This window comes from Kribbella solani (assembly GCF_014205295.1).
GTDB lineage: Bacteria > Actinomycetota > Actinomycetes > Propionibacteriales > Kribbellaceae > Kribbella > Kribbella solani.
The window spans coordinates 2,941,739-2,965,585 of record NZ_JACHNF010000001.1 but is presented as its reverse complement, the minus strand read 5'-3'; the positions used below and the strand labels follow the sequence as shown (position 1 = coordinate 2,965,585).

Here is a 23,847-nt window from a genome sequence, read left to right as displayed (position 1 = left end):
TGATTCAGGATACGGCCTCGGCGGTCACCTCCGGCCACAGGCCGTCCACACCCCGGGCGTACGGGCGTACGTCGACCACCGCGTCCAGGTTCAACGGACCGTAGATGTGCGGAAAGCTCATCCCGGTACCTTCCAGGTCTTCGTCGCACAACGCGGACACCAGCCGGGCGGTGTCGATCACCAGCAAGCACAGTGGCTCGGTCACGTCGTCGTACGCGAAGTTGGCCACCAGCGCGACCTGTTCCGGACGGGAGGCGTGGATGAACGTCGCGCCGTCGTCGAGGCTCTTGCCGCGGGTCGACCAGCGGTAACAGCCGGCCGCCCGCGCCGCCGCCCACTGCTCGGTGAAAGCGATGTGAAAGATGGTCGCCATGAACCAAAGCTAGTGCCCTCGATCGGCAGTTCGACAGGAGGTCTCGGTGAGCACCTAGTGCACCTGAGCGTGATCGCATTCCTGTGTACGGTGTCTCGCCGGTGTACTACCTGTCGAACTGCCGATCTCTTGCCGGTCAGCGCGGGTGGATTAGGGTGCTCGGCATGGTGAACGAGGAGCGCGGTGAGGTCCAGGCCGGTACGGCAAAGCCCGGGACGACAGAGGCCGGGACGACAGAGGCCGGGACGACGACGAAGCCGGCCACGCCGGTGGACGACCTGGTCACGACGCGGCACACGCTGACGATCGACGGCGCGGAACTGCGGTACACGGCGACCACCGGGCGGATCGTGCTTCGCGAGGAGGTGTACACCGACGGGAAGTTCGATGGGCTGAAGCCGAAGGCGGAGGTTTTCGTCACGGCGTACACGCTGGACGACGCGGAGGCGGCGGAGCGGCCGGTGACGTTCGCGTTCAACGGTGGGCCGGGGTCGTCGAGTCTGTGGCTGCACCTCGGGCTGCTCGGTCCGCGCCGGGTGGTGTCGGGGGACGTGGGCGAGCTGGCCGCGCCGCCGTACGCGATCGCCGACAACGCGGAGACGTTGCTGAAGTACAGCGACGTGGTGTTCATCGACCCGGTTTCGACCGGGTACTCACGGGCGGCCGAAGGGGAGAAGCCGGGGGACTACCACGGGTTCACCCGGGATCTGGAGTCGGTCGGCGAGGTGATCCGGCTGTGGACGTCGCGGAACGGGCGGTGGATGTCGCCGAAGTTCCTGGCCGGCGAGTCGTACGGGACGACGCGCGCGGCCGGGCTCGCGTGGCATCTGCAGAAGCGGTACGGGATGTACCTGAACGGCGTGATGCTGATTTCGGTGGTGCTGGAGTTCGGGACCCTCGATTTCACGCCGGGGAACGATCTTCCGTACACGCTGTTCCTGCCGACGTACGCGGCGATCGCGCACTACCACGGGCTGATTCCGGATCGTTCACTCGAGGAGCTGCTCGCCGACGCGGAGCGGTTCGCGGCCGGGCGGTACCCGAATGCGCTTGCCCAGGGCAACCGAATCCCGGCGGACTACCGCGCCGAGGTGGTCACCCGGCTGGCGGAACTGACCGGTCTCAGCGAGGACTACATCGACCGGGTGAACCTGCGGATCGAGCACCTGCGGTTCTTCGGTGAGTTGTTGCGTTCGCGCCGGCAGACGGTCGGCCGGCTGGACGGGCGGTTCACCGGATGGAACGCGGACTACGGGTCGGAAACGCCCGATCGCGATCCGTCGATGAACGCGATCACCGGGCCGTACTCGGCGGCGCTGAATCATTACGTACGCGTCGAACTCGGCTACGAGAACGATCTCCCGTACGAGATCATCAACGCGGACGCGGCCGGGAAATGGTCGTTCAAGGAGTTCGAGGGTCAGCAGATCACCGTCGCGGAGAAGCTCGCCGAGGCGATGCGGATGAACCCCCATCTGCAGGTGTACGTGGGTTCCGGGCACTACGACGGCGCCACCCCGTACTTCGCCACCGAACACACCCTCGCCCGCCTCCCCATCCCCGCCGAACTGACCCCCAACATCCAAACCAGGTACTACCCGGCCGGCCACATGATGTACGTCCACGAACAATCCCGTATCCAGCAGGCCGCCGACCTGGGCGCCTTCATCGCCACGGCCACCAACCAGTGAGCCTGGGGTTCAGGGCAAGGTGAGGACTTCGGCGCCGGTGTCGGTGACCAGGAGGGTGTGTTCGAACTGGGCGGTGCGGGACTTGTCCTTGGTGGTGGCGGTCCAGCCGTCGTCCCACAGGTCGTAGTCGTACGAGCCCAGGGTCAGCATCGGTTCGATCGTGAACGTCATGCCGGGCTCGATCACGTCGTCGAAGCGTTCGTCGTCGTAGTGCGGGATGATCAGGCCGGAGTGGAACGACGTGGCGATGCCGTGGCCGGTGAAGTCACGGACGACGCCGTACCCGAAACGTTTGGCGTACGACTCGATCACCCGCCCGATGATGCTCACCTGCCGGCCGGGCTTGACCGCCTTGATCCCGCGGTTCAGCGCCTCCCGCGTGCGCTCGACGAGCAGCCGGCTTTCCTCGTCGACGTCGCCGACCAGGAACGTCGCGTTCGTGTCGCCGTGCACACCGTCCAGGTACGCGGTGATGTCGACGTTGACGATGTCACCGTTCTCCAGCGGACGATCGTCGGGGATGCCGTGGCAGATCACCTCGTTCACCGACGTACACAGCGACTTCGGGTACCCGCGGTAGCCGAGCGTCGACGGGTACGCGCCACGCTCCACCAGGTACTCATGCCCGATCGCGTCCAGCTCGTCGGTGGTCACGCCCGGCTTCGCGGCCGCGCCGGCCGCCTGCAACGCCCGCGCTGCCAGTTTGCTCGCGACCCGCATCTTCTCGACAAGGCCGGGCGACGTCACGTACGAACCGTCGTACGGCGCCGGGGCCGGCTTGCCGACGTACTCCGGGCGCGGAATGGATGCGGGAACGTCGCGGCGCGGCGAAATGCGCCCAGCAGTGAGGATCGACATGGTGAGATCATTCTAAAGAGTTGTGCAAAGACCTCAGGAGGTGGTCAGCCGGATGAGCGACGATCACAGCAACGAGTGGTACTACAACACCAAGACCGGCAAGGTCGAGCCGTACCAGGGCGCGAAGTCGGGTGACCGGCTCGGGCCGTACGGCTCGCCGGAGGAGGCCGCGCGGGCGTTGGAGAAGGTCCAGGAACGCAACGAATCCTGGGACGACGACCCGAAATGGAACGACGACTGAATCAACCCGGCACGGCAAACCGCGTAACCGTCAGCCGACGCCGAGCCGGCAGGCGCTGAGAGTGTGCTGACGATGTGCTGATGGTGTGCTGACAGGCCGAAGGGCACCACCGCGTCCGGTGGTGCCCTTCAGGTTTTCACGGCCGTACGTCGCTTGATCAGCGGGCGTACGGATCAGCGGGCCACCCGCCGGGCCGCCGTCTTCCGGGCCGGTGCCTTACGCGCCGGTGCCTTCTTCGCGGCCGTCTTCCGGGCCACGGTCTTCTTGGCGGCGGTCTTCACCGCGCTCTTCTTCGCCGCGACGCGCTTGGCCGGAGCCTTCCTGGCAGCGGTCTTCTTCGCGGGCGCCTTCTTGGCGGCGACCTTGCGTGCCGGTGCCTTCTTCGCGACGGTCTTCTTGGCAGTGGCCTTCTTGGCGGTCGCCTTCTTCGCTACCGTCTTCTTGGCTGCTGTCTTCTTCGCCGGCGCCTTCTTGGCCACGGTCTTCTTAGCGGTCGTCGCCTTCTTCGCGGCGGTGGTCCGCTTCGCGGCCGTGGTCTTCTTGGCCGCGCTGACGCGCTTCGCCGGCGCCTTCTTCGCAACCGTCTTGCGGGCCGTTGCCTTCTTCGCCGGTGCCTTCTTCGCGACGGTCTTCTTGGCAGTGGCCTTCTTGGCGGTCGCCTTCTTCGCGACGGTCTTCTTGGCAGTGGCCTTCTTGGCGGTCGCCTTCTTCGCCACCGTCTTCGTGGCAGCGGTCTTCTTGGCCGCACTGACGCGCTTCGCCGGCGCCTTCTTCGTCGCGGTCTTCTTTGCTGCGCTGACCTTGCGCGCGGTTGTCGTCTTCGCGGCGCTGGCCTTCTTCGCGACAGTCTTCTTGGCGGGAGAAGCCTTTTTGGCTGTCGCCTTCCCTGCGGCTGCCTTCTTGGCTGGCACTCTGCCTCCTTGGTGCGGCTGAGGAAAACCACGGTGGATTCCTCGTCGTCACGATGATGACAACAAGTGTGCGCTACGTAAAGCACCCGAAACGCGCGCAGGTTAAGGCGAACTCGTCGCATAGCAGTGGGCAAATGCCGAGAATCCTTGTGCAGAAGGGATTCCACCGCGCCAAGAGCATGCCGGATCGGCCGGAATATTTCTTGGCGACACGCGCACGAATCCGGCCCGAACCGGCCGGATCCGCGAGTGTTGTCGATGGCAACGTCCTCTGTACGCAACGTGCGAACGCCCGATGAAGCGAGGTACAACGGACCGATGAACAGTGCGCGCGACGACCTCGGCAACGTCGTCGAACTACCTTCCGAAGTGCGTCGCGTGGTCAGCATCGTGCCGTCGTTGACGGAGTCGATAGCGAGTACGCGCGCGGACCTGATCGTTGGTGCGACCGACTGGTGTACGCACCCCGCGAACCTCGACGTGATCCGCGTTCGCGGTACCAAGAATCCTGATCTCGAACGCATCCGTGAACTCGCGCCGGACGTCGTCGTCGCGAACGCGGAAGAGAACCGCGCGGTCGATCTCGATGCGTTGCGATCGACCGGGATCGCGGTCTGGACCACCGCGCCGGCGACGGTGCCGGATGCATTCGACTCACTCGAACGCATGCTGTCGGCGATCGTCGGTGACGTACCACCGTGGTTGCCCGACGCACGAGCAGTGTGGAGTGCGCCGTACGAAGGAATGCGCCGGCGTGCGGTGATACCGATCTGGCGGCGGCCGTGGATGGCGTTGGGACGGGATACGTTCGCTGGTGATCTGCTCTCGCGGATTGGCATCGACAACGTGCTGAGAGAATCCACCGAACGCTATCCGCGGATCGACGTCGACGCGTTACCCGAGTACGACGTCGTGGTACTGCCGGACGAGCCTTATCCGTTTTCACCGGATGATGGTCCGGAGGAGTTCGCGAAACCCGCGCGCTGTGTTTCCGGTCGGCATCTGACCTGGTACGGGCCGTCACTGGTCGAAGCGCGCGAACTGCTCAGCGGACAGCTGGCGTGACGTCGGCCACGATCAGGCAGTGCACCCCTGGACGGTTAGGTATGCCTCACCTACACTCGCCGGGTGCCGTCGATGACCGCGAAGAAGAAGTGCTGCAAGGACAAGCCGAGGTGCAAGAAGTGCCCGGTGGTGCTGCTGCGCCTGTCCAAGGAGGGCTGCGCCGAGCGGATCGACCGGGTGCACTACAAGGTGGACAAGAAGATCCCGAAGAAGGTCCTCAAAGCCGCCCGCGCCCGCTGAACCGAAGCCGCCCGCTGAACCGAGTCCGTGCGCCCAGCCGAAGCCGCGCCGGCCGCCCGAAGCGGGATTCAGGACGCGCGGCGCAGGGTGATCGCGTCGGTGGCCTGCCGGAGCAGGCCGGGAATCGTGACGTGCGCGGCCTGACCGGTCGCCTCCAGATCGTCGCCGTACCACCAGCCGTGCTCGCTGATCGTCTGCAGCTCCAGCTCCTCCTGATTCGCGAACGTGACCTCGACGCTGTCCACCGCGACCGCGAAGAAGGTCTGGTGCTGGACGATCCGGTACCCACCCCACTCGTACTCGATCTGGTTCGTCGCCACGGGCGCACCGAGCGCGTCACCCGGCAACACCATGCCGACCTCTTCGCGCAGCTCGCGACTGGCCGCTTCGAGCACCGTCTCGCCGGCTTCGACGCCGCCGCCGATCGTGAACCAGTACGGCGTCTGCGGCTTCAGCGGATCCCATCCGTGCAGCAACAGCACCTTGCCGTCCGGGCGCACCGGCAGTACGCGGGCCGTCGTCCGGCGCCGGATCGGTGGCAGCTCAGCTTCGCTCACACCACAAAACGCTAAACGACATCATGGGCTTCGCGCGTCCGTTGCGGCGCGTCTCACAATGGTTGCTGCCGACATCTACGATCGGGGCATGGCAAGCATCGGACTGGGTCTCGCGGCGCTGGGGCGTCCTGGTTACATCAACCTCGGTCACGACGAGGACCTGTCGCTCGGTCGGGAGGTCGACGACTTGCGCGCGCGTACGCACGAGTTGCTGGAGCAGGCCTGGCAGGCCGGTGTTCGGTACTTCGATGCCGCGCGTTCGTACGGTTTTGCCGAGCTGTTCCTGGGGGAGTGGCTGACGCCGGAGCGCCGTACGCAGCTGACGATCGGCTCGAAATGGGGTTACACGTACGTCGCGGACTGGCGGCACGACGCGGAGACGCACGAGGTGAAGGACCACGGTCTCGCGACGTTCGAGCGGCAGTGGCCGGAGACGTTGCAGTCGTTGGGTGGACCACCGGACTTCTACCTGGTGCACAGCCTGACGGCGGACAGCCCGGCGCTGGCGGACAAACGACTGATGGACCGGTTGCGTGCGATCGCCGACACCGGGGTCCGCGTCGGGCTGTCCACGAGCGGTCCGCATCAGGCCGCGACGCTCCGCAAGGCGATGGCAGCGGGTACGCCGTTCACGGCCGTACAAGCGACGTGGAACGTGCTGGAAACCTCAGCCGGTCCGGCGCTCGCCGAGGCGCATGCGGCGGGTTGGTTCGTCGTCGTCAAGGAAGCGGTCGCGAACGGGCGGCTGACTTCGCGCGCTGGTGAGACTCCGTTCAACGAGTTCGCGCGGCAGCACGGGAGTACGCCGGACGCGCTGGCAATCGGCGCGGCCGTCGCGCAGCCGTGGGCCGATGTGGTGCTGAGCGGCGCGACCACGAAGGAACAGCTCGACAGCAACCTCGCGTACCGCCTCGACGGGCCGCTGAACGAGTTCGTTCAGCAGCCCGACGAGTACTGGACCGAACGCTCGGCCCTGCCGTGGATCTGACTAGGCAGTGGATCTGACCTAGAAGGTGTGCTCGTCCGCCGGGAACACCCCGGAGGCGACCTCGGCCGCGTACGTGGCGGCCGCGCTGGTGAGGATGCCGCGCAGATCCGCGTACTGCTTGACGAAGCGTGGCATCGCACCGGAACGCAGACCGGCCATGTCCTGCCAGACCAGCACCTGCGCGTCGGTGTCACGGCCCGCGCCGATGCCGATGGTCGGGATCGGTACGCGCTTGGTGATCTCGGCGGCGACATCACCGGGCACCATCTCGAGTACGACCGAGAAGGCACCGGCCTTGGCGAGCGCGACCGCGTCGTCGATCAGCGTCGCCGCCTGATCGCCACGACCCTGCACCCGGTACCCGCCGATGCTGTGCTCGCTCTGCGGGGTGAAGCCGATGTGCGCCATCACCGGGATGCCGGACTGGGTCAGCTTCTCGACCATCGGCACCATGTTCCGGCCGCCTTCGAGCTTCACCGCGTGGACGCCGGCCTCTTTCATGAACCGGACCGCGGTGTGGAACGCCTGCTCCGGCGACGCCTGGTACGAACCGAACGGCAGGTCCGCGACGACGAGTGCACGTTCCACCGCGCCCGCGACCGCCCGCGCCAGCGGGATCAGTTCGTCGACCGTGACGCGGAGCGTGGTCTCGTGCCCGTACACGTTGTTCGCGGCCGAGTCGCCGACCAGGAGCACCGGAATCCCGGCCTGGTCGAAGATCTCCGCCGTGTACTGGTCATACGCGGTCAGCATGGCCCACTTCTCGCCACGGTTCTTGAAGTCGCGCAAATGATGCACCCGATACCGCCGAGGCCGCTTCACCGCGTCACCCGCCTGCCCAACACCACCCGACAACCCGGCACCAGCCGATTGCCCCGCACTGTCTGACTGCACGGCGTCGGCCGCCTGTCCTGCGTCAGTTGGGTGAGTTGTCTCGGCCGACAGGCCGTCCGTGCCGGGCGCGGCATCCCCGGCCGCTTGTGCTCGTCGCGCGGCCCGGTGCGAGGAGAACTGCTCGGACGGCACCTGACTCGGCGCATCCTGCTGCACGCCTGCCCGTCGGCGCGCACCAACCGGTCTCGGCCGGGCATCACCTTCGGCGACCGGCGCGCTGCCCTCGTACTCCGCGCTCGGATCCGACGGCGTCGAAGGATGCGGATTCGGCTGCTGCGGGGCCAACCCGTTACTCAGCCCATTGCTCCCGGACCCCGGCGGCAGCCCGTTACTCAGTCCATTGCTCGACCCGTACGCCAGCCCGTTACTCGACCCGTACGCCGACCCGTTGCTCCCGGACCCCGGCGGCAACCCATTGCTCTGACTCGGCGGCTGCGCCGGCGAATGCGACGAGGGCGAGTGCGACGACGGCGGTTGTGAGGCAGGCGGTTGTGCGGGAGGCGCCGGCGGTGGAGTGGACGGCTGTGGTGCCGGGCTGCTCCAGTTGCTGTTGCCGTTGGAGGGCTGCGGCGGCCGGTGGCTCAGCCCGTTGCTCGAATGCGACTGGGACTGCGCCGGCGACTGCGGAGGTGCAGGCGGCCTCGACGGCTGGTTGCTCTGCGGACTGTTCGGTGGCGGATTGTGCTGCGAAGGCGGCCCACCCGCACGGCCCCCAGGTACGCCATTGCTTCCGCTGCTGCCAGGACCGAACGGGCTAGGCCGGCCTTGCGGCGGCTGCCCCGGCGCGGACGGCGACGACCGGAACGGGTTCTGCTCCGGGTAACCCTGCTGCCCGGGATCGCCGTAGTACTCCGGTTGCTCCGGCGCGCGCGGCTGTTGCTGCTGCGGAGGCGGCGGCGCGCTGGGCAGGAAGGGCGGCTTCGGTACATACGGCTGCTGCGGTACTGGGCCGCGTTCGTACATCCGGGGCGCGTTCGGCAGTGACGGTGACGGGTCGAGGCCGAGGTCCGAGCCCCGGTCCCGCCAGGTGTCGCCGTCGTGGTCCGAGCGACGGTGCTCCTCGGTTGCGCGGTTCTTCGGTCCGGTCCCGTACGGCGACGGGAGCTCCTCGTCGTCGCCCTGGGTACCGGCCGACAGGAAATTGTCAACCATTCCTTCATCGTCCCACCGATGCGGAGGGTGAGCGCTACCGGCTGCCGGTGAGCGATCGCTCACATCGTCGCTGGGCAGCTCGGACGGACCCTCCGGCGGGAGCCAGGGGTTGTCGGTGGATGGGCGGTACCGCCAGGAGTCGCTCAGTGCTCGGCTGCCTTTCGTGCGTCCTCACGCCATGCATTGGTGATCGGCAACCGGCGGTCCCGGCCGAAGGCCTTGTGGGTGATCTTCGGGCCCGGTGGGTACTGCCGGCGCTTGTACTCCGCGCGATCGACCAGCTGGATCACCTTGCTGACCAACTCGGTCTCGAATCCGGCGGCGACCAGTTCGGCGCTGCCGCGGTCCTGTTCGACATAGTCGTCGAGCATGTCGTCGAGCAGGTCGTACGGCGGCAGCGAATCGGTGTCCTGCTGCCCCGGGCGAAGCTCGGCGGACGGGGGTTTGGCGATCGAGTTCGCCGGGATCGGTGGTTGCTGGCCGCGGCCCTTGGCGTCCTCGTTCCGCCACTTGGCCAGCCGCCAGACCACGGTCTTGGGTACGTCCTTCAGCGGCGCGTACCCGCCGACCGCGTCGCCGTAGATGGTGGAGTAGCCGACGGACAGCTCCGATTTGTTGCCGCAGGCAAGCACCAGGTGGCCGTCGGCGTTGGACAGACCCATCCAGATCACCGCCCGGACCCGCGCCTGCAGGTTCTCCTCGGCGAGACCGGTCAGTCCGAGCGTGTCCAGGAACGGCTGCACCATCGGCTGGATCGGGATCACCCGGTAGTTCAGTCCGGTCCGCGCGGCCAGCTCGGCGGCGTCGTCCTTGGAATGGTCGCTGGAGTACACGCTCGGATTCGAGATCCCGAACACGTTCTCCGGGCCGATCGCGTCACAGGCGATCGCGGCGACGAGCGAGGAGTCGATGCCGCCGGACAGTCCGAGCAGGACGGACTTGAAACCGTTCTTCTGGACGTAGTCGCGTAGCCCGGTGACGATCGCGCCGTACATCTCGGCCTCGTCGGAGAGCCGGGGCGCGACGCTCGCCGGCATCGGTTCGTACGCGTCGACGGCGTCCTCGTGCAGCACGGTGTGGACGATCTCGATGCCTTCGTGCGTACCGGACGGCGTACCTGTCGCGGCTGGTAGTTCCAGGTCGACGATCATGCTGCCCTGCTCGAACTGCGGGGCGCGGGCGATCACCGTACCTTCGGCGTCCGCGATCAGTGAGTCGCCGTCGAAGACGAGCTCGTCCTGCCCGCCGACCAGGTTCACGTACGCGAGGGCGCAGCCGGCTTCGCGGGCGCGATCACGGACCAGGTCACCGCGAATGTCGTCCTTGTTGGCCTCGTACGGCGAACTGTTGACGACCAGCAGCAGCCCCGCGCCGGCCTCGTGGGTGACGGCGACCGGGCCGCCGTCCTGCCAGAGGTCCTCGCAGATCACCAGCGCGACGTCGACGCCGTGAATCCGGATCACCTGCAGGGTGTTGCCCGGTACGAAGTGCCGGAACTCGTCGAAGACGCCGTAGTTCGGCAGGTGGTGTTTCACCGCGCTGGTGACGACACGGCCCTGGTGGATGACCGCGGCCGAGTTGGTCGGGGAGCCCTTCGGCCGGCCGAGCCGGTCGACGCCCATCGCCGAACCGTTGGCGCGGTCGAGGTACCCGCAGACGACGACGATGTCGCCGAGTCCTTCGTCCGCGAGCCGCTGGGCGAGATCGTGTATCCGGGCCTGTGACGCGTCAACGAACGACGCTCGCAGCGCCAGATCCTCGACCGGATATCCGGTCAGCGCCAGTTCCGGAAACGCCACCACGTGCGCGCCCCGCTCGACCGCGTTCCGCGTCCACGCCACGATCTTGTCCGCGTTCCCGTCGACATCACCGACGGTCACGTTGAGCTGAGCAAGCGCTACGCGAAGTTGAGGCACGGGAGCACATTACTGGTTCGTCCCGCTCGGCCCCACGCCCGTCTCCCACCTCTTACCAACGCCGAATGTGCGGACCCGCTCGGCGGAGAGCGACGAAGGTTGGCCGGCGGGGGACTTTCGGTGGATGTTCGCGGGCTGCCGGTTGGGTTGGGTAGGGGGTATGAGTACTCGGGGTGGGCCCACTGGGCTGGGGGAGCGGGCGCTGGGGCCGGACTTGGCCCGAGGGTTCATGTTGCTGTTCATCGCGCTGGCGAACTCGCACTATTTCGTGACTGGCGGGCGGTACTTCGCGGGGTTCCCGGCCGATGGGTCGGCGGCCGATCGCGCCGTCGGGATGCTGATCTCGACGTTCGTGGACGGGCGGGCGTTTCCGATGTTCGGGGTGCTTTTCGGGTACGGGGTCGCGCAGATCGTCCGCCGGCAACGGGAGGCGGGACGTGAATGGTGGCCGATCCGGAAGTTGCTCTGGCGCCGGAGCCTGGTGCTGGTGGTGCTCGGCTTCCTGCACGCGATGCTGCTCTACATCGGTGACATCCTCGCCGCGTACGGGGTGCTGCTGTTCCTCGGTGTCTGGGCGCTCCGCTGGAAGGACCGCTGGTTGTTCATCGTCGCCGGGCTCGTCCTGGTCCTGATCGCGTTGCCCAGCGACGACCTGCTCGACAGCTTCACCGAGGGTCCTGACCCGACGATGCTGCCGGCCGGCATCGGTGCACAACTTGCTGACCGGATCTCGGCGCAGCCGTTTGTCGCCGGAGTGGCCTGGATCGGGTTCGTCACGCCGTTCCTGATCGGTCTGTGGGCCGGCCGCCGGCGGATCCTCGAACGCCCCGCCGAACATCTCGCCCTGCTGCGTACGACCGCGCTGCTCGGCCTCACCATCGCGATCGCCGGCGCCCTCCCGGTCTCACTCGTCGTCGGCGGCGTCCTGGCCATGCCGAGCGGCCACACGCTGAGCATCATCGGTCCGTTGCATGCCGCAGCCGGTGTCTTCGGCGGCTTCGGGTACGCGGCGCTGATCGTACTGATCGCGCACCGGCTGAGCGGGAAGCAACCGCATGGCAAAGGCGGCGATCGCCAAGGAATCACCCTGGCGATCGCCGCCGTCGGACAACGATCGTTGACGTGCTACCTCGCCCAGTCCGTGGTGTGGACCGTGGTGTTCACGCCGTACCTGCTGGATCTGTCGGACACCCTCACCACGACCACGACAGCGCTGCTCGCGGTGGCGACCTGGCTGGCGACCGTACTGCTCGCCGACCGGATGCGCCGGGTGAACTACCGCGGCCCGTTCGAGCTGCTGATCCGCCGGATCACCTACCTGAAAACAGCAACTCAGAGCGGCCCGGCTCAGAGCACCGCGGCTACTCGGTCGCGCAGCTCCGGTAGTCGCGAGTAGAACACGTCACCCGGGCACTGCGTGCTGTTGTAGTCGCGGTGCCCGACGATCGCCACGTGCGGATCGAGCCCGTACTGCGTACACAGCCATGCGCAGGTCAGTACGGACATGTCGAACAGCGCGGTCGTCGGGTTCTCGCTGGTGTAGATGCCCTCGTGCTCGATGCCGATCGTGTGGCTGTTGTTGTTCAGCGTCTGCGCGCCGAGCACGTTTTGCCGGTTGTTGATTGCAGACAATGACTTGCTGCGGCCCTCCATCAGGTAGCCGCCGCGGCTGATCGTCAACTGGTTGCCGATGTCGATCCAGCCGTTGGTGTCCATGTGCAGGTCCTGAATCCAGTGCTGCACCTTGTACGCCGCGGCCAGCGAGTAGTCGGTCACGTTCGGGCTCGCGGTGTGATGGATGACGATGTGATCGGGCTTGGCGATCACCTGGGTGGCGGACTTGGGCGGGCGCGCCGACCATTCGGCGCGCGTGTAGCAGCGTGGCGCCGGGGCGGCGTGGGCTGCGGTGGGCACGGTGGCCGCGGCGACGCCACCGAGCAGTACGCCGCCGGCGGTCGCGCCGAGGAGCGTACGCCTGGACAGGCCGAGGCGTTGGAAATTTTCTGGGGCGGTCATACCACAGAAAATTCCCTACGAACGAGGGGTCCAAACCGGAATGATCTAATGACGTGGTGACACAGGGTGTGCAGGACCCCGCGAAACTGGGGCGGTTCGGTAAGGGTTTGCGGGTTCTCGTGGCGGTGGCCGGGATCGGCCTGCTGATCAACGGTTCGGTCCGGGCCAGTGACGACGCCTGGCCGTTCGGTCCGATGTCGCAGTACGCGATGACGGTGCCGGGCGACGCCAGGATCGACTACACCCGGATCAGCGCGGTCACGGACGCCGGTACGACGGTCGACGTACCGCTCAACATCGAAGGCGCCGGGGTCGCGCGGGCCGAGATCGAGGCGCGCGCCGGGGAGATTGTCAACAATCCTTCGCTGCTCCAGCAGGTCGCCGACGGCTGGGCGCGCAAACACCCGGACAAACCGAAGTACGTGAAACTCGAGCTGATCCGGGACACCACGCAACTCGTCAAGGGACGGGTCGAAGGACCGCCCACTTCACAGATCCTCGCGACCTGGCAGGTGAAGCGATGAAGGCGATCAACTGGTTCACGCCGACGATCGCGCTGGCCCGGATCGCCTGGCTGCGTACGGTCCTGTACTTGTTCGTCATCCTGGACATGCACGCGTTCGTCCGCGACACCCGCGACAAGGGCGAGCACCCCGGCCTGTACCAGCCGTTGCTCCTGGCCCGGCTCCTCGACCTGCCGAAACCATCGGTCGCCAACACCACCGCCCTGTACATCGTCCTGATCGTCGCCTGCCTGATCGCGGCCACGAACTACTTCCCCCGCGTCGCCGGCTGGATCGTCGCACCGGCGTTCACCTGGTGGGTGCTGATCGGGATGAGCGACGGCAAGGTCGACCACGACCACCTCGCGCTGGTGATCGCGCTGTGGGTCCTCCCAACCGTCAAGGCGGGCAGCCGCGGCCTCGCGTCGTACGGGGATCAGCGGAAGTCGGAAGCCGCCGGCTGGGCGATCCGGTGCGTACAGATCTGCGTGATCGCGACGTACTTCCTGTCCGCGATCGCGAAACTGCGCAGTGCCGGCTGGGCGCTGACCTGGCCCGGCAGCGCGATCCTGACCTGGGCGATCGTCCGGCGGCCGCACCCGGTCGGGGAATGGCTGCTGCAGCACCCGTGGATGCTGCACGTGATGCAGTGGGTCGGCATCATCGGCGAGTTCCTGTCCCCGGTGATCCTGTGGCTGAAGGGCCGCTGGCAGTTGCTCGGCGCGCTGTTCTTCCTCGGCTTCCACGCCGCGAACACGGCGATCCTGCTGATCCACTTCCTGCCGACGGTCGTCTGCTGGCTCGCGTTCGCGCCGCTGGAGCGAGTCGTTCCCTGGTACCGGTCGCGCCGGGCGGCACGTTCAGGTGGCGATACCCGAAAGGCCGAACACCAGGCCGAACAGGGCCGGCAGGCCGAGCAGCAGGCCGGCGCGTAGCTTGAACCGGCGCCCGCCCGGCCCGGGCGTACGCACCACCCGGGAGAGCACCGCGCCGGCGTACCCGAAGACCAGTGCCGACAGCAGGATCTGCGGGGTCGGCAGGTTGTCCGCGTCGTGATGGGTCAGCCCGAGCGTGACCAGGCCCGGGCAGCAGAACGCGCACATCCCGAACCCGAGCTCCGGCACCGGCAGCCAGCGACGGCCCAGTACGTCCCGCTCGGCCGGCCGTTTGCGCCGTACCGACTGCACGAACCGGGCGGTGCTGACGATCAGGTCACTCAGACAGAGCACCGCGGCCACGATCAGCGCGGCATGGAAGATCGTCTGCACAAAGGGACACGCTAGGCCCTGATCGTGGCTCTGTCTGCTCCGGCACGTAACTTGTGCTTAACAACGGCGGGGCACACTGTGAGATGGCCGTGGCAGACACCGAGAGCGGCGACGCGGACCGGGTGAGAGGTGGACTGATGGACAAGCAGCAGGAGTTCGTGCTGCGCGCGCTGGAAGAGCGCGACGTACGCTTCGTGCGGCTCTGGTTCACCGATGTACTCGGGTTCCTGAAGTCGGTCGCGGTCGCGCCGGCCGAGCTCGAGAACGCGTTCGCCGAAGGCCTCGGGTTCGACGGGTCGGCGATCGAGGGGTTCGCCCGGGTGACCGAGGCGGACATGCTTGCCAAACCGGACCCGTCGACGTTCCAGATCCTGCCCTGGCGGGGCGAGACGATGGGTACGGCGCGGATGTTCTGCGACATCAACATGCCGGACGGCTCGGCGTCCTTCGCCGACCCGCGGCACGTACTGAAGCGGACCCTCTCGAAGGCGGCCGATCTGGGCTTCACCTTCTACACGCACCCGGAGATCGAGTTCTACCTGTTCAAGTCGCTCAGCGGCGCGCCCGGGACCACCCCGGAGCCGGTCGACTCGTCCGGGTACTTCGACCACACGCCGCAGGGCATCGGCAACGACTTCCGCCGCGAGGCGATCACGATGCTCGAATCGATGGGCATCTCGGTCGAGTTCAGCCATCACGAGGGCGGTCCGGGTCAGCAGGAGATCGACCTGCGGTACGCGGACGCGCTGTCCACCGCCGACAACATCATGACCTTCCGGGTGGTGGTGAAGGAGGTGGCGCTGTCGCAGGGGATCTACGCGTCGTTCATGCCGAAGCCGCTGTCGGGCCATCCCGGGTCGGGCATGCACACGCACATGTCGCTGTTCGAGGGCGACCGGAACGCGTTCTTCGAGGGCGGCGCGCAGTACCAGCTGTCCAAGACCGGCCGGGCGTTCATCGCCGGGCTGCTGCACCACGCCGCCGAGATCACCGCGGTGACCAACCAGTGGGTCAACTCGTACAAGCGGCTCGCGGTCGGCGACGAGGCACCGTCGTTCATCTCGTGGGGTCACAACAACCGCTCGGCGCTCGTCCGCGTGCCGATGTACAAGCCGCACAAGGGCCAGTCCAGCCGGGTCGAGTTCCGGTCGCTCGACTCGGCCACCAATCCGTACCTGGCGTTCGCGCTGATGCTCGCCGCCGGACTGAAGGGCATCGAGGAAGGGTACGAACTGCCGGCCGAGGTCGAGGAGGACATCTGGTCCCTGACGCCCCGCGAACGCAAGGCGCTCGGGATCAAGCCGCTGCCGAGCAGCCTCGCCGAAGCCATCGGCGTGATGGAAGACAGCGAGCTCGTCGCCGAAACCCTCGGCGAACACGTCTTCGACTTCTTCCTCCGGAACAAGCGCGCCGAGTGGCAGGAGTACCGCCGCCAGGTGACGCCGTTCGAGCTCAACACGCTGCTGCCGGTTCTGTAACCCGTCAGGTTTCGACCCGGAACGGGTCATGCTCGGTCAGGAGCTTGTCCAGCCGGGCCTGATCCACCCGGCTGGTCACGTCGGTGATCTCCTGGCGGTCGCGCACCACCTTGCAGAGCACGACGGTCGACGTGATCGCGTACAAGAGGCCGAGGGCGAGGAACGCGCGTACCCAGGGCTGGGCCGGCAGGTACGCGAGCGCGATGATCATCGCGGACACGGACAGGCCGAACGAGGCAACGGCCTGCGCGTAGAACGCGGCGGTCTGCTGAGGCTGAATCTTTTTCGTCATACCGGAATCGTCATGGAACTCCGGCCCCGGTGCCTGAGCAAAAACACTCAATCAGCCGAACGGCGCCGAACTGCGGCGGGCCGGCCTGGGCGCGGGCGACCAGGCCTTCGACCAGCAGCGCCAACGCGGCGACGACGAGGACAGCGACAATCCGTTTCCAGAGACGCATGATTCTGAAGGTAACACTCAGTGCAGGAGTTGCAACAGAGTGTGCTCAGACGTTGGCGGGTTCGGCGGGTACGTCATCCGAACCGTGCTTCGAAGCCCACCGCGCCGCCGCGGTCGAATGCCGGTACGGAGGCTCGTCCGGGACCACGCTCTCCGTGGGAACCGCGACCTCGGGTGGTGCGACCTCAAGAGCCGGAACGGGAATGGGGGCAGCGGCAACGACCGGGGTGCCGTCTTCTGCCAGGGCGTGTACCTCTTCGACCGTGAAGAACCCGACCGGACGGACTCCTTCGGTGATCACGATCAGGCAGCCGGGTACGACCTGCTGGGCCCGATTCCCCTGCCCGGGTACGAGAATCCCCTCCGCCGGCGTCCGCCACGCACCCGGCGCGAACCGCCGCAGCGCGAGACCGGCCTGACCGTCCTCCGGGGTCCGCGGCGGCAGATAAGCGGTCGCCGTGTAGTCGTAGTCGTAATCCGGATCCGGCGGCCCGGACACGCGCCCGCCCTGCTGGGGTGTCAGCCAGAGCACCGTGCCGTGCACGGCGAGCGACCCCGTCATCATCACCATGAACCCCCATCATGCCGACTACGCACCGAATCCGCCACACGACACCGCGTACCCACCGCAACCTCCCCGCGCTCCCACCGCGCGCCCCGCGCGCGCTCCCCGCGATCCAGCCGCAACTTTGTGAACCCACCGCGCGTTCCGGCGCCCGAAGAGTACGCGGTGGCTTCTCAAGGTCGGGGTTTGGGTAGCCTGCGGGGGTGGCTGATGGGCGGAGAGGGTCGTGGGAGGGGCGGCTGGTTCGGCTTGGGTTCGAGGATCCGCGGCGGGCGGCAGGGATGCTCGAGGGACTGGACGCGCTGGACTCGCACAGTCCGCTGGCGACCGAGCAACTGATCACGACGCTGTCGGAGTCCGCCGATCCGGATCTCGCGCTGCTGAGTCTGTGCGGGATGGCCGAGTCGCTGCATCGGCATGACTACGATCTGGCCGCGTTCGCGCGGACGCTGGAGCTGGACGCCGACTTCCGCCGCCGGCTGGTGTTCGTGCTCGGGGCGAGCGAGGCGCTCGGCCGCCATCTCGCCGTCCACCCGCGGCACTGGTACGACCTCGCCGACCCGGCGCTGGCCGGATCGCGGCCCTCGGTGGAGGACGTCGCGGCGAAGCTCGCGACCGCGGTCGACGCGGAGAACCCGGTCGACGCGTTGCGGATCGAGTACCGGCGGCTGCTGATCCGGCTCGCGGCCCGTGACCTGGCCGAAGGACTGCTCGTCGACGAGGTCGCCGCGGTACTCGCGGACCTGGCCGGCGGCGCGCTGGAAACCGCGCTGCACATCGCCCGCAACGAGTACTTCGCGGCGCACCCGGGCGCGGCCGGCTGCCGCCTCGCGGTGATTGCCATGGGCAAGTGTGGCGGCCGGGAGCTCAACTATGTCAGCGATGTGGACGTCCTCTTCGTCGCCGAACCACTCGACGGTGAACCCGAGGCACCGGCCCTGAAGACCGCGACGAACCTCGCGGCCGCGGCGATGCGGATCTGTTCGGCGCACACCGGCGAAGGCACGCTCTGGCCGGTCGACGCGGCGCTCCGCCCGGAGGGCAAGTCCGGTCCGCTGGTCCGTACGCTCGACAGCCATCTCGCGTACTACCAGCGCTGGGCGAAGACGTGGGAGTTCCAGGCACTGCTCAAGGCGCGTCCGGTCGCGGGTGACGCGGAGCTCGGCCGCGAGTACACCGAGAAGGTCGGTCAGCTGGCGTGGTCGGCGGCTGATCGGGAGGGCTTCGTCAACGACGTGCAGGCGATGCGCCGGCGCGTCATCGACCACATTCCGGCGGCGGACGTGGATCGGCAGCTCAAACTCGGTCCTGGTGGTTTGCGGGACGTCGAGTTCGCCGTGCAGTTGCTGCAGCTCGTACACGGCCGCAGTGACGAAACGGTTCGCTCCGGGACGACGCTGGTCGCGCTGGAGGAGCTGACGACGAACGGGTACGTCGGGCGTACGGACGGTGCCGTGCTTGCGGACGCGTACCGGTTTCTCCGCTCGATGGAGCACCGCATCCAGCTGTACCGCCTCCGGCGTACGCATCAGGTCCCGGACGACGAGGCGGATCTGCGCCGCCTCGGCCGCTCGCTCGGCTTCACCAAGAACCCGGTCACGGACCTGACCGCGGCCTGGAAGAAGCATGCGCTCGAAGTGCGCCGGCTGCACGAGAAGCTGTTCTACCGTCCGCTGCTCGCCGCGGTCGCGCGGATCCCTGGCGACGAGGTACGACTGACGCCAGAGGCAGCGAAGCAACGGCTGACGGCACTCGGGTACGTCGACCCGGCGTCCGCGCTGCGCCACATCGAGGCACTGTCCGGAGGTGTTTCGCGGCGGTCGTCGATCCAGAAGGCGCTGCTGCCGGCGATGCTCGGGTGGTTCGCCGAGTCGCCTGCCCCGGACGCCGGGCTGCTCGCGTTCCGGACCATCTCGGACGCGCTCGGCTCCACGCCCTGGTACTTGCGCCAGCTGCGCGACGAGGGTGCGTCGGCGCAGCGGCTGGCGCATCTGCTGGCCAGCGGACGGTACGCCGTCGATCTGTTGCAGCGCGCGCCCGAAGCGACCGCGATGCTGGCCGACGAGCGGGAGCTGGCACCGCGTACGCCGGAGGCGCTCCTGACCGAGATGTTCGCGGCCGCGCGCCGGCAGGACGTACCCGAGGCCGCGGTCGCCGCGATCCGGGCGGTTCGGCGGCGCGAGCTGTTCCGGATCGCGGCCGCCGACCTGTCCGGCGTGCTGGACGTGGAGGCCGTCGGTGAGGCGCTCACCACGATCGCGGCCGGGACGTTGACGGCCGCGCTCGAGGTCGCGCGCCGAGCGGTCGCGAAGGGCGAGCCGGAGCCGACGCGGATGGCGATCGTCGCGATGGGCCGCTTCGGCGGTCACGAGCTCGGGTACGGCAGCGACGCCGACGTGATGTTCGTCCACGACCCGCTGCCGGGCGCGGACGAGAAGAAGGCGACCGACTTCGCGACCCAGGCGGCGACCGAGCTACGGCGGTTGCTGTCGCTGCCGGGTGCAGATCCCGCGGTCGCAATCGACGCGGACCTGCGGCCGGAAGGACGGCAAGGACCGCTCGTACGGACGCTGGCGTCGTACGCGTCGTACTACGCGCGGTGGTCGGCGGTGTGGGAAGCGCAAGCGCTGCTGCGGGCCGATCCGCTCTGCGGCGACGCCGACCTTTGTCAGTCGTTCCGGGATCTGATCGACCCGCTGCGTTACCCGGAGAACGGGGTCAGTGAGCGCGAAGTGATGGAGATTCGCCGGATCAAGGCGCGCGTCGACGCGGAGCGGTTGCCGCGCGGCGCTGACCCGAGTACGCACACGAAGCTTGGTCGTGGCGGGCTGGCCGACATCGAGTGGACCGTCCAGCTGATCCAGTTGCGCGAGGCGCATCGCATCCCGAGCCTGCGGACGACGCGTACGCTCACGGCGTTGCGGGCCGCCGTGGACGCTCATCTCGTCGACCCGACCGAGGCGGACACGCTGAGCGCCGCGTGGGAGCTGGCCAGCCGGATCCGGAACGCGATCATGCTGGTCCGCGGCCGGCCGGGCGACTCGCTGCCGCAGGACCCCCGCGACCTGGCCGCGGTCGCCCAGATCTGCGGCTACCCACAAGGCGAGTCCGGCCGCTTCGCCGACGACTACCTCCGCACCACCCGCCGTGCCCACAACACCGTCGCCCACCTCTTCTGGGACGACTAATACAATTGACCTGGTGGGAGCGACGGATCAGGTGCGGCAGACGGGTGTGTTCAGCACCGTTCGCCGGAGCGTACGGATGACGGTCGGGCAGAAGCGGGTCTGGGAGACGCGCTGGTCCGAGCTCGGGCGTACGCAGGAGGAACTGCCCGCGGGCGAGCTCGACCTCGCCGAGTGGTTCGGGCGGACGGCGCCGACCGTGCTGGAGATCGGCTCCGGGATGGGCGAGGCGACCGCGCAACTCGCCGTCGCCGCGCCCGAGGTGAACCACCTTGCCGCCGAGGTCTATCCGGCGGGCCTTGGGCAACTGATGTTGTGGGTGGAGAAGTACGATCTGGCGAACGTCCGCCTGTTCCAGGGCGACGCGCTGGACTTCCTCCGGGACAACGTCGCGCCGGACGCGCTGGCCGGCGTCCGCGTCTTCTTCCCGGACCCGTGGCCGAAGAAGCGGCACCACAAGCGCCGGCTGATCACGCCGCCGTTCGTCGGGCTGATCGCGGCCCGCCTGCAGCCGGGCGGTACGTTGCACTTGGCAACGGACTGGGAGCACTACGCCGAGCGGATGCTGGCGGTCTGCGAGGCGGAGCCGGCACTGCGCAACCAGTACGACGGCTGGGCCCCGCGACCCGAATGGCGCCCGGTCACCAAGTTCGAGTCCCGGGCGCAAGCCGAAGGCCGCGAGGTCCGCGACCTCATCTACACGAAGGTCACGCCGACGCCGGCTCCGAAGGTCATGCCGACCGGCTCGTGAAGTGCCACTGCCCGGCCGGCACGGTGTAGATCGTGTACCCGCCGGCGTACGTCGGTTCGCCCGCGAACGCATGCGGTACGGCGGTCACGTCCGCGGCCGCCGCCGACGGCACCTGCACCTCGGCCGTCGTACCCACCGGCACCTGCACTTCCAGCGACAGCACCCGGCTGGTCTTCATCCAGCTGACCGCCACCCGCCCGCGGATCGTCTCGGTCCGGATGCTCGCCGAGTCCACCTCCGTACGCGCGTCCGGCCGGACCAGGATCTGCTCGCAGCCCGCGCCGAGTACGCGCAGTCCGGCGACGTTCTCGAAGATCCACTGCACGACCGTGCCCTGGAAGTAGTGGTTGCGGGATCGCGAGTTCTCTTCCCACATCTCCCACATCGTGTCCGCGCCGAGGCCGAACCAGTACCCCCAGCTCGGGTAGTCCCGTTGCAGCGCGACCTTCGTTGCCACGTCACCGTATCCGTGTGCGGTCAGCACCGGCAGCAGGACACCGACGCCGAGGCAGCCGGTGTTGAGATGGAAGCCGCGCGCTTCGACATCCGCCGCCAGCCCGGCCGCGACCCGCTCGACCAGGTCCGCCGGAACGATGCCGAAGGCAAGCGGTACGGCGTTCGAGGTCTGCCGGTAGTCCGGGTCGTCGGCCGACCGGTACCGGGCCGCGTCACGATCGAGGAAGGCCCGGTTCAGCCCGTCCGCGAGGTCGGCCGCGGCCTTGGCGTAGTCGTTGGGCGCGCCAATCAGTTCGCCGATCTCGGCGGCGGCGAGGACGGCACGGTACAAGTACGCCGTGCCGGTCAGTCGCCGGTCCTCCGGTGCCGGGCCCTCGCTGTACCCGGGCGGCAGCCAGTCGCCGAGGACACTCACCGACAGGCCGTCCTCGACCCGGCCGAGCTCCCAGGCCAGGTAACGGTCGAGCGATTCCCAGTGCTCGCGGAGCAGCCGCTCGTCGCCGTACCAGCGATACATTTCGCGGAGCAGGATCGGGTACACGGTCGGCCACTCGGTGGCGGGGGAGAGCTCGGTGAAACCCCATCCACTCGACGGTACGATCACCGGCAGCTGACCGGAGTCCGCCTGACTGTCCCGGATGTCGCCGAGCCACTTGGTGAAGAACCGGGCCAGGTCGAGTGTCGCGAGCATCGTCGGCGCGCCGACCTGCGCGTCACCGGTCCAGCCGTTCTTCTCGTAGCACGGGGTGTCGGTGGGAATCCCGTGCAGGTTGCTCAGTACGGTCCGGCGCATCGCGCGCTCGTACTGTTCGTACGCGGACTGCGTCGACGTGAACCGGGTGACGCCGCGGACATCGGAGTTCGCGACCCGGAGCTGTACGTCGGCTCGCGCGCCCTCGATCTGTACGTACCGGAAGCCCTTGTAGGAGAACCGTGGTTCCCAGGTCTCGGCGCCGTGCCCGGCGGCGATGTACTCGTCGCGCTGGATGCGATCGCCTTCGACATGGATGTTCTTCGCCTCGACGTTGCCGTTGGCAACCGTTTCGCCGTGGGTCAGGCTGATCGTCGTACCGGCCGGCGCGGTCACCGACAACCGCGTCCAGCCGGCGACCGTACGCCCGAAGTCGGCGATCCACACGCCCGGCCGGACCTCGGTGACCTCGACCGGATCGACGGTCTCGATGACCCGGATCGGCTCGTGCGCCTGGGCGGTCAGCTTGCCCTTCGGTGCTTCGGCAATCGCGGCAGTGGTCCAGGACGAGGCGTCGAAGCCGGCCGAGTCCCAGCCGGGCAGCGCGCGCCGGCCGTCGTACGTCTCGCCGGCGTACAGGGAGTCGGACAGCGTCGGGCCGCCGGTGATCCGCCACGACTCGTCCGTGCCGATCTCCGTGATCCGGCCATCGTCGTACTCGACCACCAGCCGTGCGATCAGTCGCGGATCGGCGGTCCACGGTGCTTCGTGCCAGCGCCAGATGTTCGCCGTGGTCAGCCCGAAGAAGCCGCGCCCGAGCTCGGCGCCGACCACGTTCTCCCCGGTCGCGAGGAGCACGGTCACATCGTGCGTACCATACAGTACGGTATGGTCGTACGCGGTGAAGCCGGGATCGAGCACGGCGTCCGTGACCGGCTGCCCGTTCAGCCGGAGGTCCGCGTAGCCGAGACCGCTCGCGTACAGGCGGGCGCGCCGGACCGTTCCGTCGATCGTGAACGCGCGCCGGAGCAGGGGAGCGCTGTCGGTCCGGCCGCCGATCCATCGCGCCGCGCCGAAGCCCTCGCCGAGCAGACCGGTCTCGAACCATTCCGGTTCGGCCCACACACCTTCGCGATCGAGCCCGTCCCAGAGTTGTACGGTCCAGTGGTACCGCGTGCGGGCGGCCGACGGCCCTTCGTACTCGACGCCGAAGGTCCGCGCCGACTCGACCTTCCCGGAGTCCCACACATCCGCGGCGTCGGGCGTCAACAGCTCGGGCGCGGACGCGACCAGGACCCGGTACGCCGACTGCGTCGCGCCGTACCCAGGAGCCGCCGCGATCCAGCTGAACCGCGGCCGCGCCACGTCGACACCGAGCGGCCGGGCGGCGTACTCGGTCTGCAGCGATCGGGGGATCAGCGGACCACCAGGCGTCCAACCGTCCGGCAGTACTGGCATCAGGCAGCTCCTAGGTCTGGGCAGACAAGCTGGACACACCTCGCCCGACCCTAGGTAACCGGTCCGAGCCCCAGCAACACCCTGACCACTACCGGTCACCGGTCCACATCGTGAAACCTGAGCATCTTGC

At 68.1% G+C, this 23,847-nt stretch carries 23 protein-coding genes; 11 read left to right on the top strand and 12 right to left on the bottom strand.

Annotated features, from left to right (window positions below):
• Window positions 1-4: 4 nt before the first annotated feature.
• Window positions 5-373, bottom strand: coding sequence for a DUF952 domain-containing protein (locus tag HDA44_RS13285; RefSeq protein WP_184834259.1), 369 nt, complete (start codon window positions 371-373; stop codon window positions 5-7).
• A gap of 164 nt (window positions 374-537) precedes the next feature.
• Here HDA44_RS13285 and HDA44_RS13280 point away from each other — a divergent pair, with 164 nt between their 5' ends.
• The gene (locus tag HDA44_RS13280; protein ID WP_184834258.1) at window positions 538-2,064 is read left to right on the top strand and encodes a S10 family peptidase; all 1,527 of its coding nucleotides are present in this window, start codon (window positions 538-540) and stop codon (window positions 2,062-2,064) included.
• A gap of 9 nt (window positions 2,065-2,073) precedes the next feature.
• Here HDA44_RS13280 and map read toward each other — a convergent pair whose 3' ends face one another.
• Window positions 2,074-2,922: a type I methionyl aminopeptidase gene (gene map / locus HDA44_RS13275; RefSeq protein ID WP_184834256.1), complete on the bottom strand. Its 849-nt coding sequence runs from the start codon at window positions 2,920-2,922 to the stop codon at window positions 2,074-2,076.
• 52 nt (window positions 2,923-2,974) lie between these two features.
• Between map and HDA44_RS13270 the strand changes: the two genes are divergently transcribed.
• On the top strand, window positions 2,975-3,163 hold the full coding sequence (locus HDA44_RS13270) for a hypothetical protein (RefSeq protein WP_184834254.1): 189 nt from the start codon (window positions 2,975-2,977) through the stop codon (window positions 3,161-3,163).
• A gap of 173 nt (window positions 3,164-3,336) precedes the next feature.
• On the opposite strand, the gene HDA44_RS13265 is transcribed toward HDA44_RS13270, so the two are convergent.
• The gene (locus tag HDA44_RS13265; RefSeq protein ID WP_184834252.1) at window positions 3,337-4,074 is read right to left on the bottom strand and encodes a histone H1-like repetitive region-containing protein; all 738 of its coding nucleotides are present in this window, start codon (window positions 4,072-4,074) and stop codon (window positions 3,337-3,339) included.
• Between the two features lie 318 nt (window positions 4,075-4,392).
• Between HDA44_RS13265 and HDA44_RS13260 the strand changes: the two genes are divergently transcribed.
• Together HDA44_RS13260 and HDA44_RS13255 are read left to right on the top strand one after the other, a co-directional pair.
• On the top strand, window positions 4,393-5,139 hold the full coding sequence (locus tag HDA44_RS13260) for a helical backbone metal receptor (RefSeq protein WP_184834250.1): 747 nt from the start codon (window positions 4,393-4,395) through the stop codon (window positions 5,137-5,139).
• 63 nt (window positions 5,140-5,202) lie between these two features.
• Window positions 5,203-5,379: a hypothetical protein gene (locus tag HDA44_RS13255; protein WP_184844899.1), complete on the top strand. Its 177-nt coding sequence runs from the start codon at window positions 5,203-5,205 to the stop codon at window positions 5,377-5,379.
• Window positions 5,380-5,447: 68 nt separating this feature from the next.
• On the opposite strand, the gene HDA44_RS13250 is transcribed toward HDA44_RS13255, so the two are convergent.
• On the bottom strand, window positions 5,448-5,936 hold the full coding sequence (locus tag HDA44_RS13250; RefSeq protein WP_184834248.1) for an NUDIX hydrolase: 489 nt from the start codon (window positions 5,934-5,936) through the stop codon (window positions 5,448-5,450).
• An 88-nt stretch (window positions 5,937-6,024) separates the two neighbouring features.
• Here HDA44_RS13250 and HDA44_RS13245 point away from each other — a divergent pair, with 88 nt between their 5' ends.
• Window positions 6,025-6,924, top strand: coding sequence for an aldo/keto reductase (locus HDA44_RS13245; protein WP_184834246.1), 900 nt, complete (start codon window positions 6,025-6,027; stop codon window positions 6,922-6,924).
• Between the two features lie 18 nt (window positions 6,925-6,942).
• On the opposite strand, the gene panB is transcribed toward HDA44_RS13245, so the two are convergent.
• Entirely contained in the window at window positions 6,943-8,970 is a 2,028-nt protein-coding gene (gene panB / locus HDA44_RS37180; protein WP_238352438.1) for a 3-methyl-2-oxobutanoate hydroxymethyltransferase, read from the bottom strand.
• A 143-nt stretch (window positions 8,971-9,113) separates the two neighbouring features.
• Window positions 9,114-10,886 (bottom strand): NAD+ synthase, encoded by a 1,773-nt coding sequence (locus tag HDA44_RS13235; RefSeq protein ID WP_184834244.1) that lies wholly within the window; start codon window positions 10,884-10,886, stop codon window positions 9,114-9,116.
• A 160-nt stretch (window positions 10,887-11,046) separates the two neighbouring features.
• Between HDA44_RS13235 and HDA44_RS13230 the strand changes: the two genes are divergently transcribed.
• Window positions 11,047-12,282, top strand: a complete 1,236-nt coding sequence (locus tag HDA44_RS13230; RefSeq protein WP_184834242.1) for a DUF418 domain-containing protein — start codon at window positions 11,047-11,049, stop codon at window positions 12,280-12,282.
• On the opposite strand, the gene HDA44_RS13225 is transcribed toward HDA44_RS13230, so the two are convergent.
• On the bottom strand, window positions 12,234-12,902 hold the full coding sequence (locus tag HDA44_RS13225; protein WP_184834240.1) for a peptidoglycan recognition protein family protein: 669 nt from the start codon (window positions 12,900-12,902) through the stop codon (window positions 12,234-12,236). The two genes, HDA44_RS13230 and HDA44_RS13225, sit on opposite strands and share 49 nt — an antisense overlap.
• Window positions 12,903-13,009: 107 nt before the next feature.
• Between HDA44_RS13225 and HDA44_RS13220 the strand changes: the two genes are divergently transcribed.
• Together HDA44_RS13220 and HDA44_RS13215 are read left to right on the top strand one after the other, a co-directional pair.
• Window positions 13,010-13,426, top strand: a complete 417-nt coding sequence (locus HDA44_RS13220) for a hypothetical protein (RefSeq protein ID WP_238352437.1) — start codon at window positions 13,010-13,012, stop codon at window positions 13,424-13,426.
• Window positions 13,423-14,340, top strand: coding sequence for an HTTM domain-containing protein (locus tag HDA44_RS13215; protein ID WP_184834236.1), 918 nt, complete (start codon window positions 13,423-13,425; stop codon window positions 14,338-14,340). The genes HDA44_RS13220 and HDA44_RS13215 overlap by 4 nt, the downstream gene beginning before the upstream one ends.
• Here HDA44_RS13215 and HDA44_RS13210 read toward each other — a convergent pair.
• Window positions 14,266-14,673, bottom strand: coding sequence for a hypothetical protein (locus tag HDA44_RS13210; protein WP_184834234.1), 408 nt, complete (start codon window positions 14,671-14,673; stop codon window positions 14,266-14,268). The genes HDA44_RS13215 and HDA44_RS13210 overlap by 75 nt on opposite strands.
• Before the next feature lie 137 nt (window positions 14,674-14,810).
• On the opposite strand from HDA44_RS13210, the gene HDA44_RS13205 reads away from it, so the two are divergent.
• Complete coding sequence (locus tag HDA44_RS13205; RefSeq protein ID WP_184834232.1) at window positions 14,811-16,151, top strand: glutamine synthetase family protein; 1,341 nt, start codon at window positions 14,811-14,813, stop codon at window positions 16,149-16,151.
• 4 nt (window positions 16,152-16,155) lie between these two features.
• Here HDA44_RS13205 and HDA44_RS13200 read toward each other — a convergent pair whose 3' ends face one another.
• Genes HDA44_RS13200 through HDA44_RS13190 form a run of 3 tightly spaced genes read right to left on the bottom strand, consistent with a single transcriptional unit; the run spans window position 16,156 to window position 17,182 of the window.
• The gene (locus HDA44_RS13200; RefSeq protein WP_184834230.1) at window positions 16,156-16,443 is read right to left on the bottom strand and encodes a YiaA/YiaB family inner membrane protein; all 288 of its coding nucleotides are present in this window, start codon (window positions 16,441-16,443) and stop codon (window positions 16,156-16,158) included.
• Window positions 16,444-16,453: 10 nt separating this feature from the next.
• Window positions 16,454-16,612 carry a hypothetical protein gene (locus HDA44_RS13195; protein WP_184834228.1) on the bottom strand — a complete coding sequence of 53 codons (159 nt, stop codon included), beginning with the start codon at window positions 16,610-16,612 and terminating at the stop codon, window positions 16,454-16,456.
• A gap of 45 nt (window positions 16,613-16,657) precedes the next feature.
• A complete protein-coding gene (locus HDA44_RS13190) occupies window positions 16,658-17,182 on the bottom strand; it encodes a hypothetical protein (protein WP_184834226.1) in 525 nt (174 codons plus the stop codon).
• A 197-nt stretch (window positions 17,183-17,379) separates the two neighbouring features.
• Here HDA44_RS13190 and HDA44_RS13185 point away from each other — a divergent pair, with 197 nt between their 5' ends.
• Window positions 17,380-20,364, top strand: coding sequence for a bifunctional [glutamine synthetase] adenylyltransferase/[glutamine synthetase]-adenylyl-L-tyrosine phosphorylase (locus tag HDA44_RS13185; protein ID WP_184834224.1), 2,985 nt, complete (start codon window positions 17,380-17,382; stop codon window positions 20,362-20,364).
• Window positions 20,365-20,377: 13 nt separating this feature from the next.
• Window positions 20,378-21,112 (top strand): tRNA (guanosine(46)-N7)-methyltransferase TrmB, encoded by a 735-nt coding sequence (trmB, locus tag HDA44_RS13180; RefSeq protein ID WP_337905936.1) that lies wholly within the window; start codon window positions 20,378-20,380, stop codon window positions 21,110-21,112.
• Here the strand turns inward: trmB and HDA44_RS13175 are convergent.
• The gene (locus tag HDA44_RS13175) at window positions 21,093-23,717 is read right to left on the bottom strand and encodes a family 78 glycoside hydrolase catalytic domain (RefSeq protein WP_184834222.1); all 2,625 of its coding nucleotides are present in this window, start codon (window positions 23,715-23,717) and stop codon (window positions 21,093-21,095) included. The genes trmB and HDA44_RS13175 overlap by 20 nt on opposite strands.
• Window positions 23,718-23,847: the final 130 nt, after the last annotated feature.

Coding starts and splice junctions, on each gene's coding strand:
- HDA44_RS13280 (WP_184834258.1), top strand. CDS start 538: ATGGTGAACGAGGAGCGCGGTGAGGTCCAGGCCGGTACGGCAAAGCCC.
- HDA44_RS13215 (WP_184834236.1), top strand. CDS start 13,423: ATGAAGGCGATCAACTGGTTCACGCCGACGATCGCGCTGGCCCGGATC.
- map (WP_184834256.1), bottom strand. CDS start 2,922: ATGTCGATCCTCACTGCTGGGCGCATTTCGCCGCGCCGCGACGTTCCC.
- HDA44_RS13225 (WP_184834240.1), bottom strand. CDS start 12,902: ATGACCGCCCCAGAAAATTTCCAACGCCTCGGCCTGTCCAGGCGTACG.
- HDA44_RS13175 (WP_184834222.1), bottom strand. CDS start 23,717: ATGCCAGTACTGCCGGACGGTTGGACGCCTGGTGGTCCGCTGATCCCC.
- HDA44_RS13200 (WP_184834230.1), bottom strand. CDS start 16,443: ATGACGAAAAAGATTCAGCCTCAGCAGACCGCCGCGTTCTACGCGCAG.
- HDA44_RS13270 (WP_184834254.1), top strand. CDS start 2,975: ATGAGCGACGATCACAGCAACGAGTGGTACTACAACACCAAGACCGGC.
- HDA44_RS13285 (WP_184834259.1), bottom strand. CDS start 373: ATGGCGACCATCTTTCACATCGCTTTCACCGAGCAGTGGGCGGCGGCG.
- HDA44_RS13245 (WP_184834246.1), top strand. CDS start 6,025: ATGGCAAGCATCGGACTGGGTCTCGCGGCGCTGGGGCGTCCTGGTTAC.
- HDA44_RS13230 (WP_184834242.1), top strand. CDS start 11,047: ATGAGTACTCGGGGTGGGCCCACTGGGCTGGGGGAGCGGGCGCTGGGG.
- HDA44_RS13190 (WP_184834226.1), bottom strand. CDS start 17,182: ATGGTGATGATGACGGGGTCGCTCGCCGTGCACGGCACGGTGCTCTGG.
- HDA44_RS13260 (WP_184834250.1), top strand. CDS start 4,393: ATGAACAGTGCGCGCGACGACCTCGGCAACGTCGTCGAACTACCTTCC.
- HDA44_RS13205 (WP_184834232.1), top strand. CDS start 14,811: ATGGACAAGCAGCAGGAGTTCGTGCTGCGCGCGCTGGAAGAGCGCGAC.
- panB (WP_238352438.1), bottom strand. CDS start 8,970: ATGGTTGACAATTTCCTGTCGGCCGGTACCCAGGGCGACGACGAGGAG.
- HDA44_RS13195 (WP_184834228.1), bottom strand. CDS start 16,612: ATGCGTCTCTGGAAACGGATTGTCGCTGTCCTCGTCGTCGCCGCGTTG.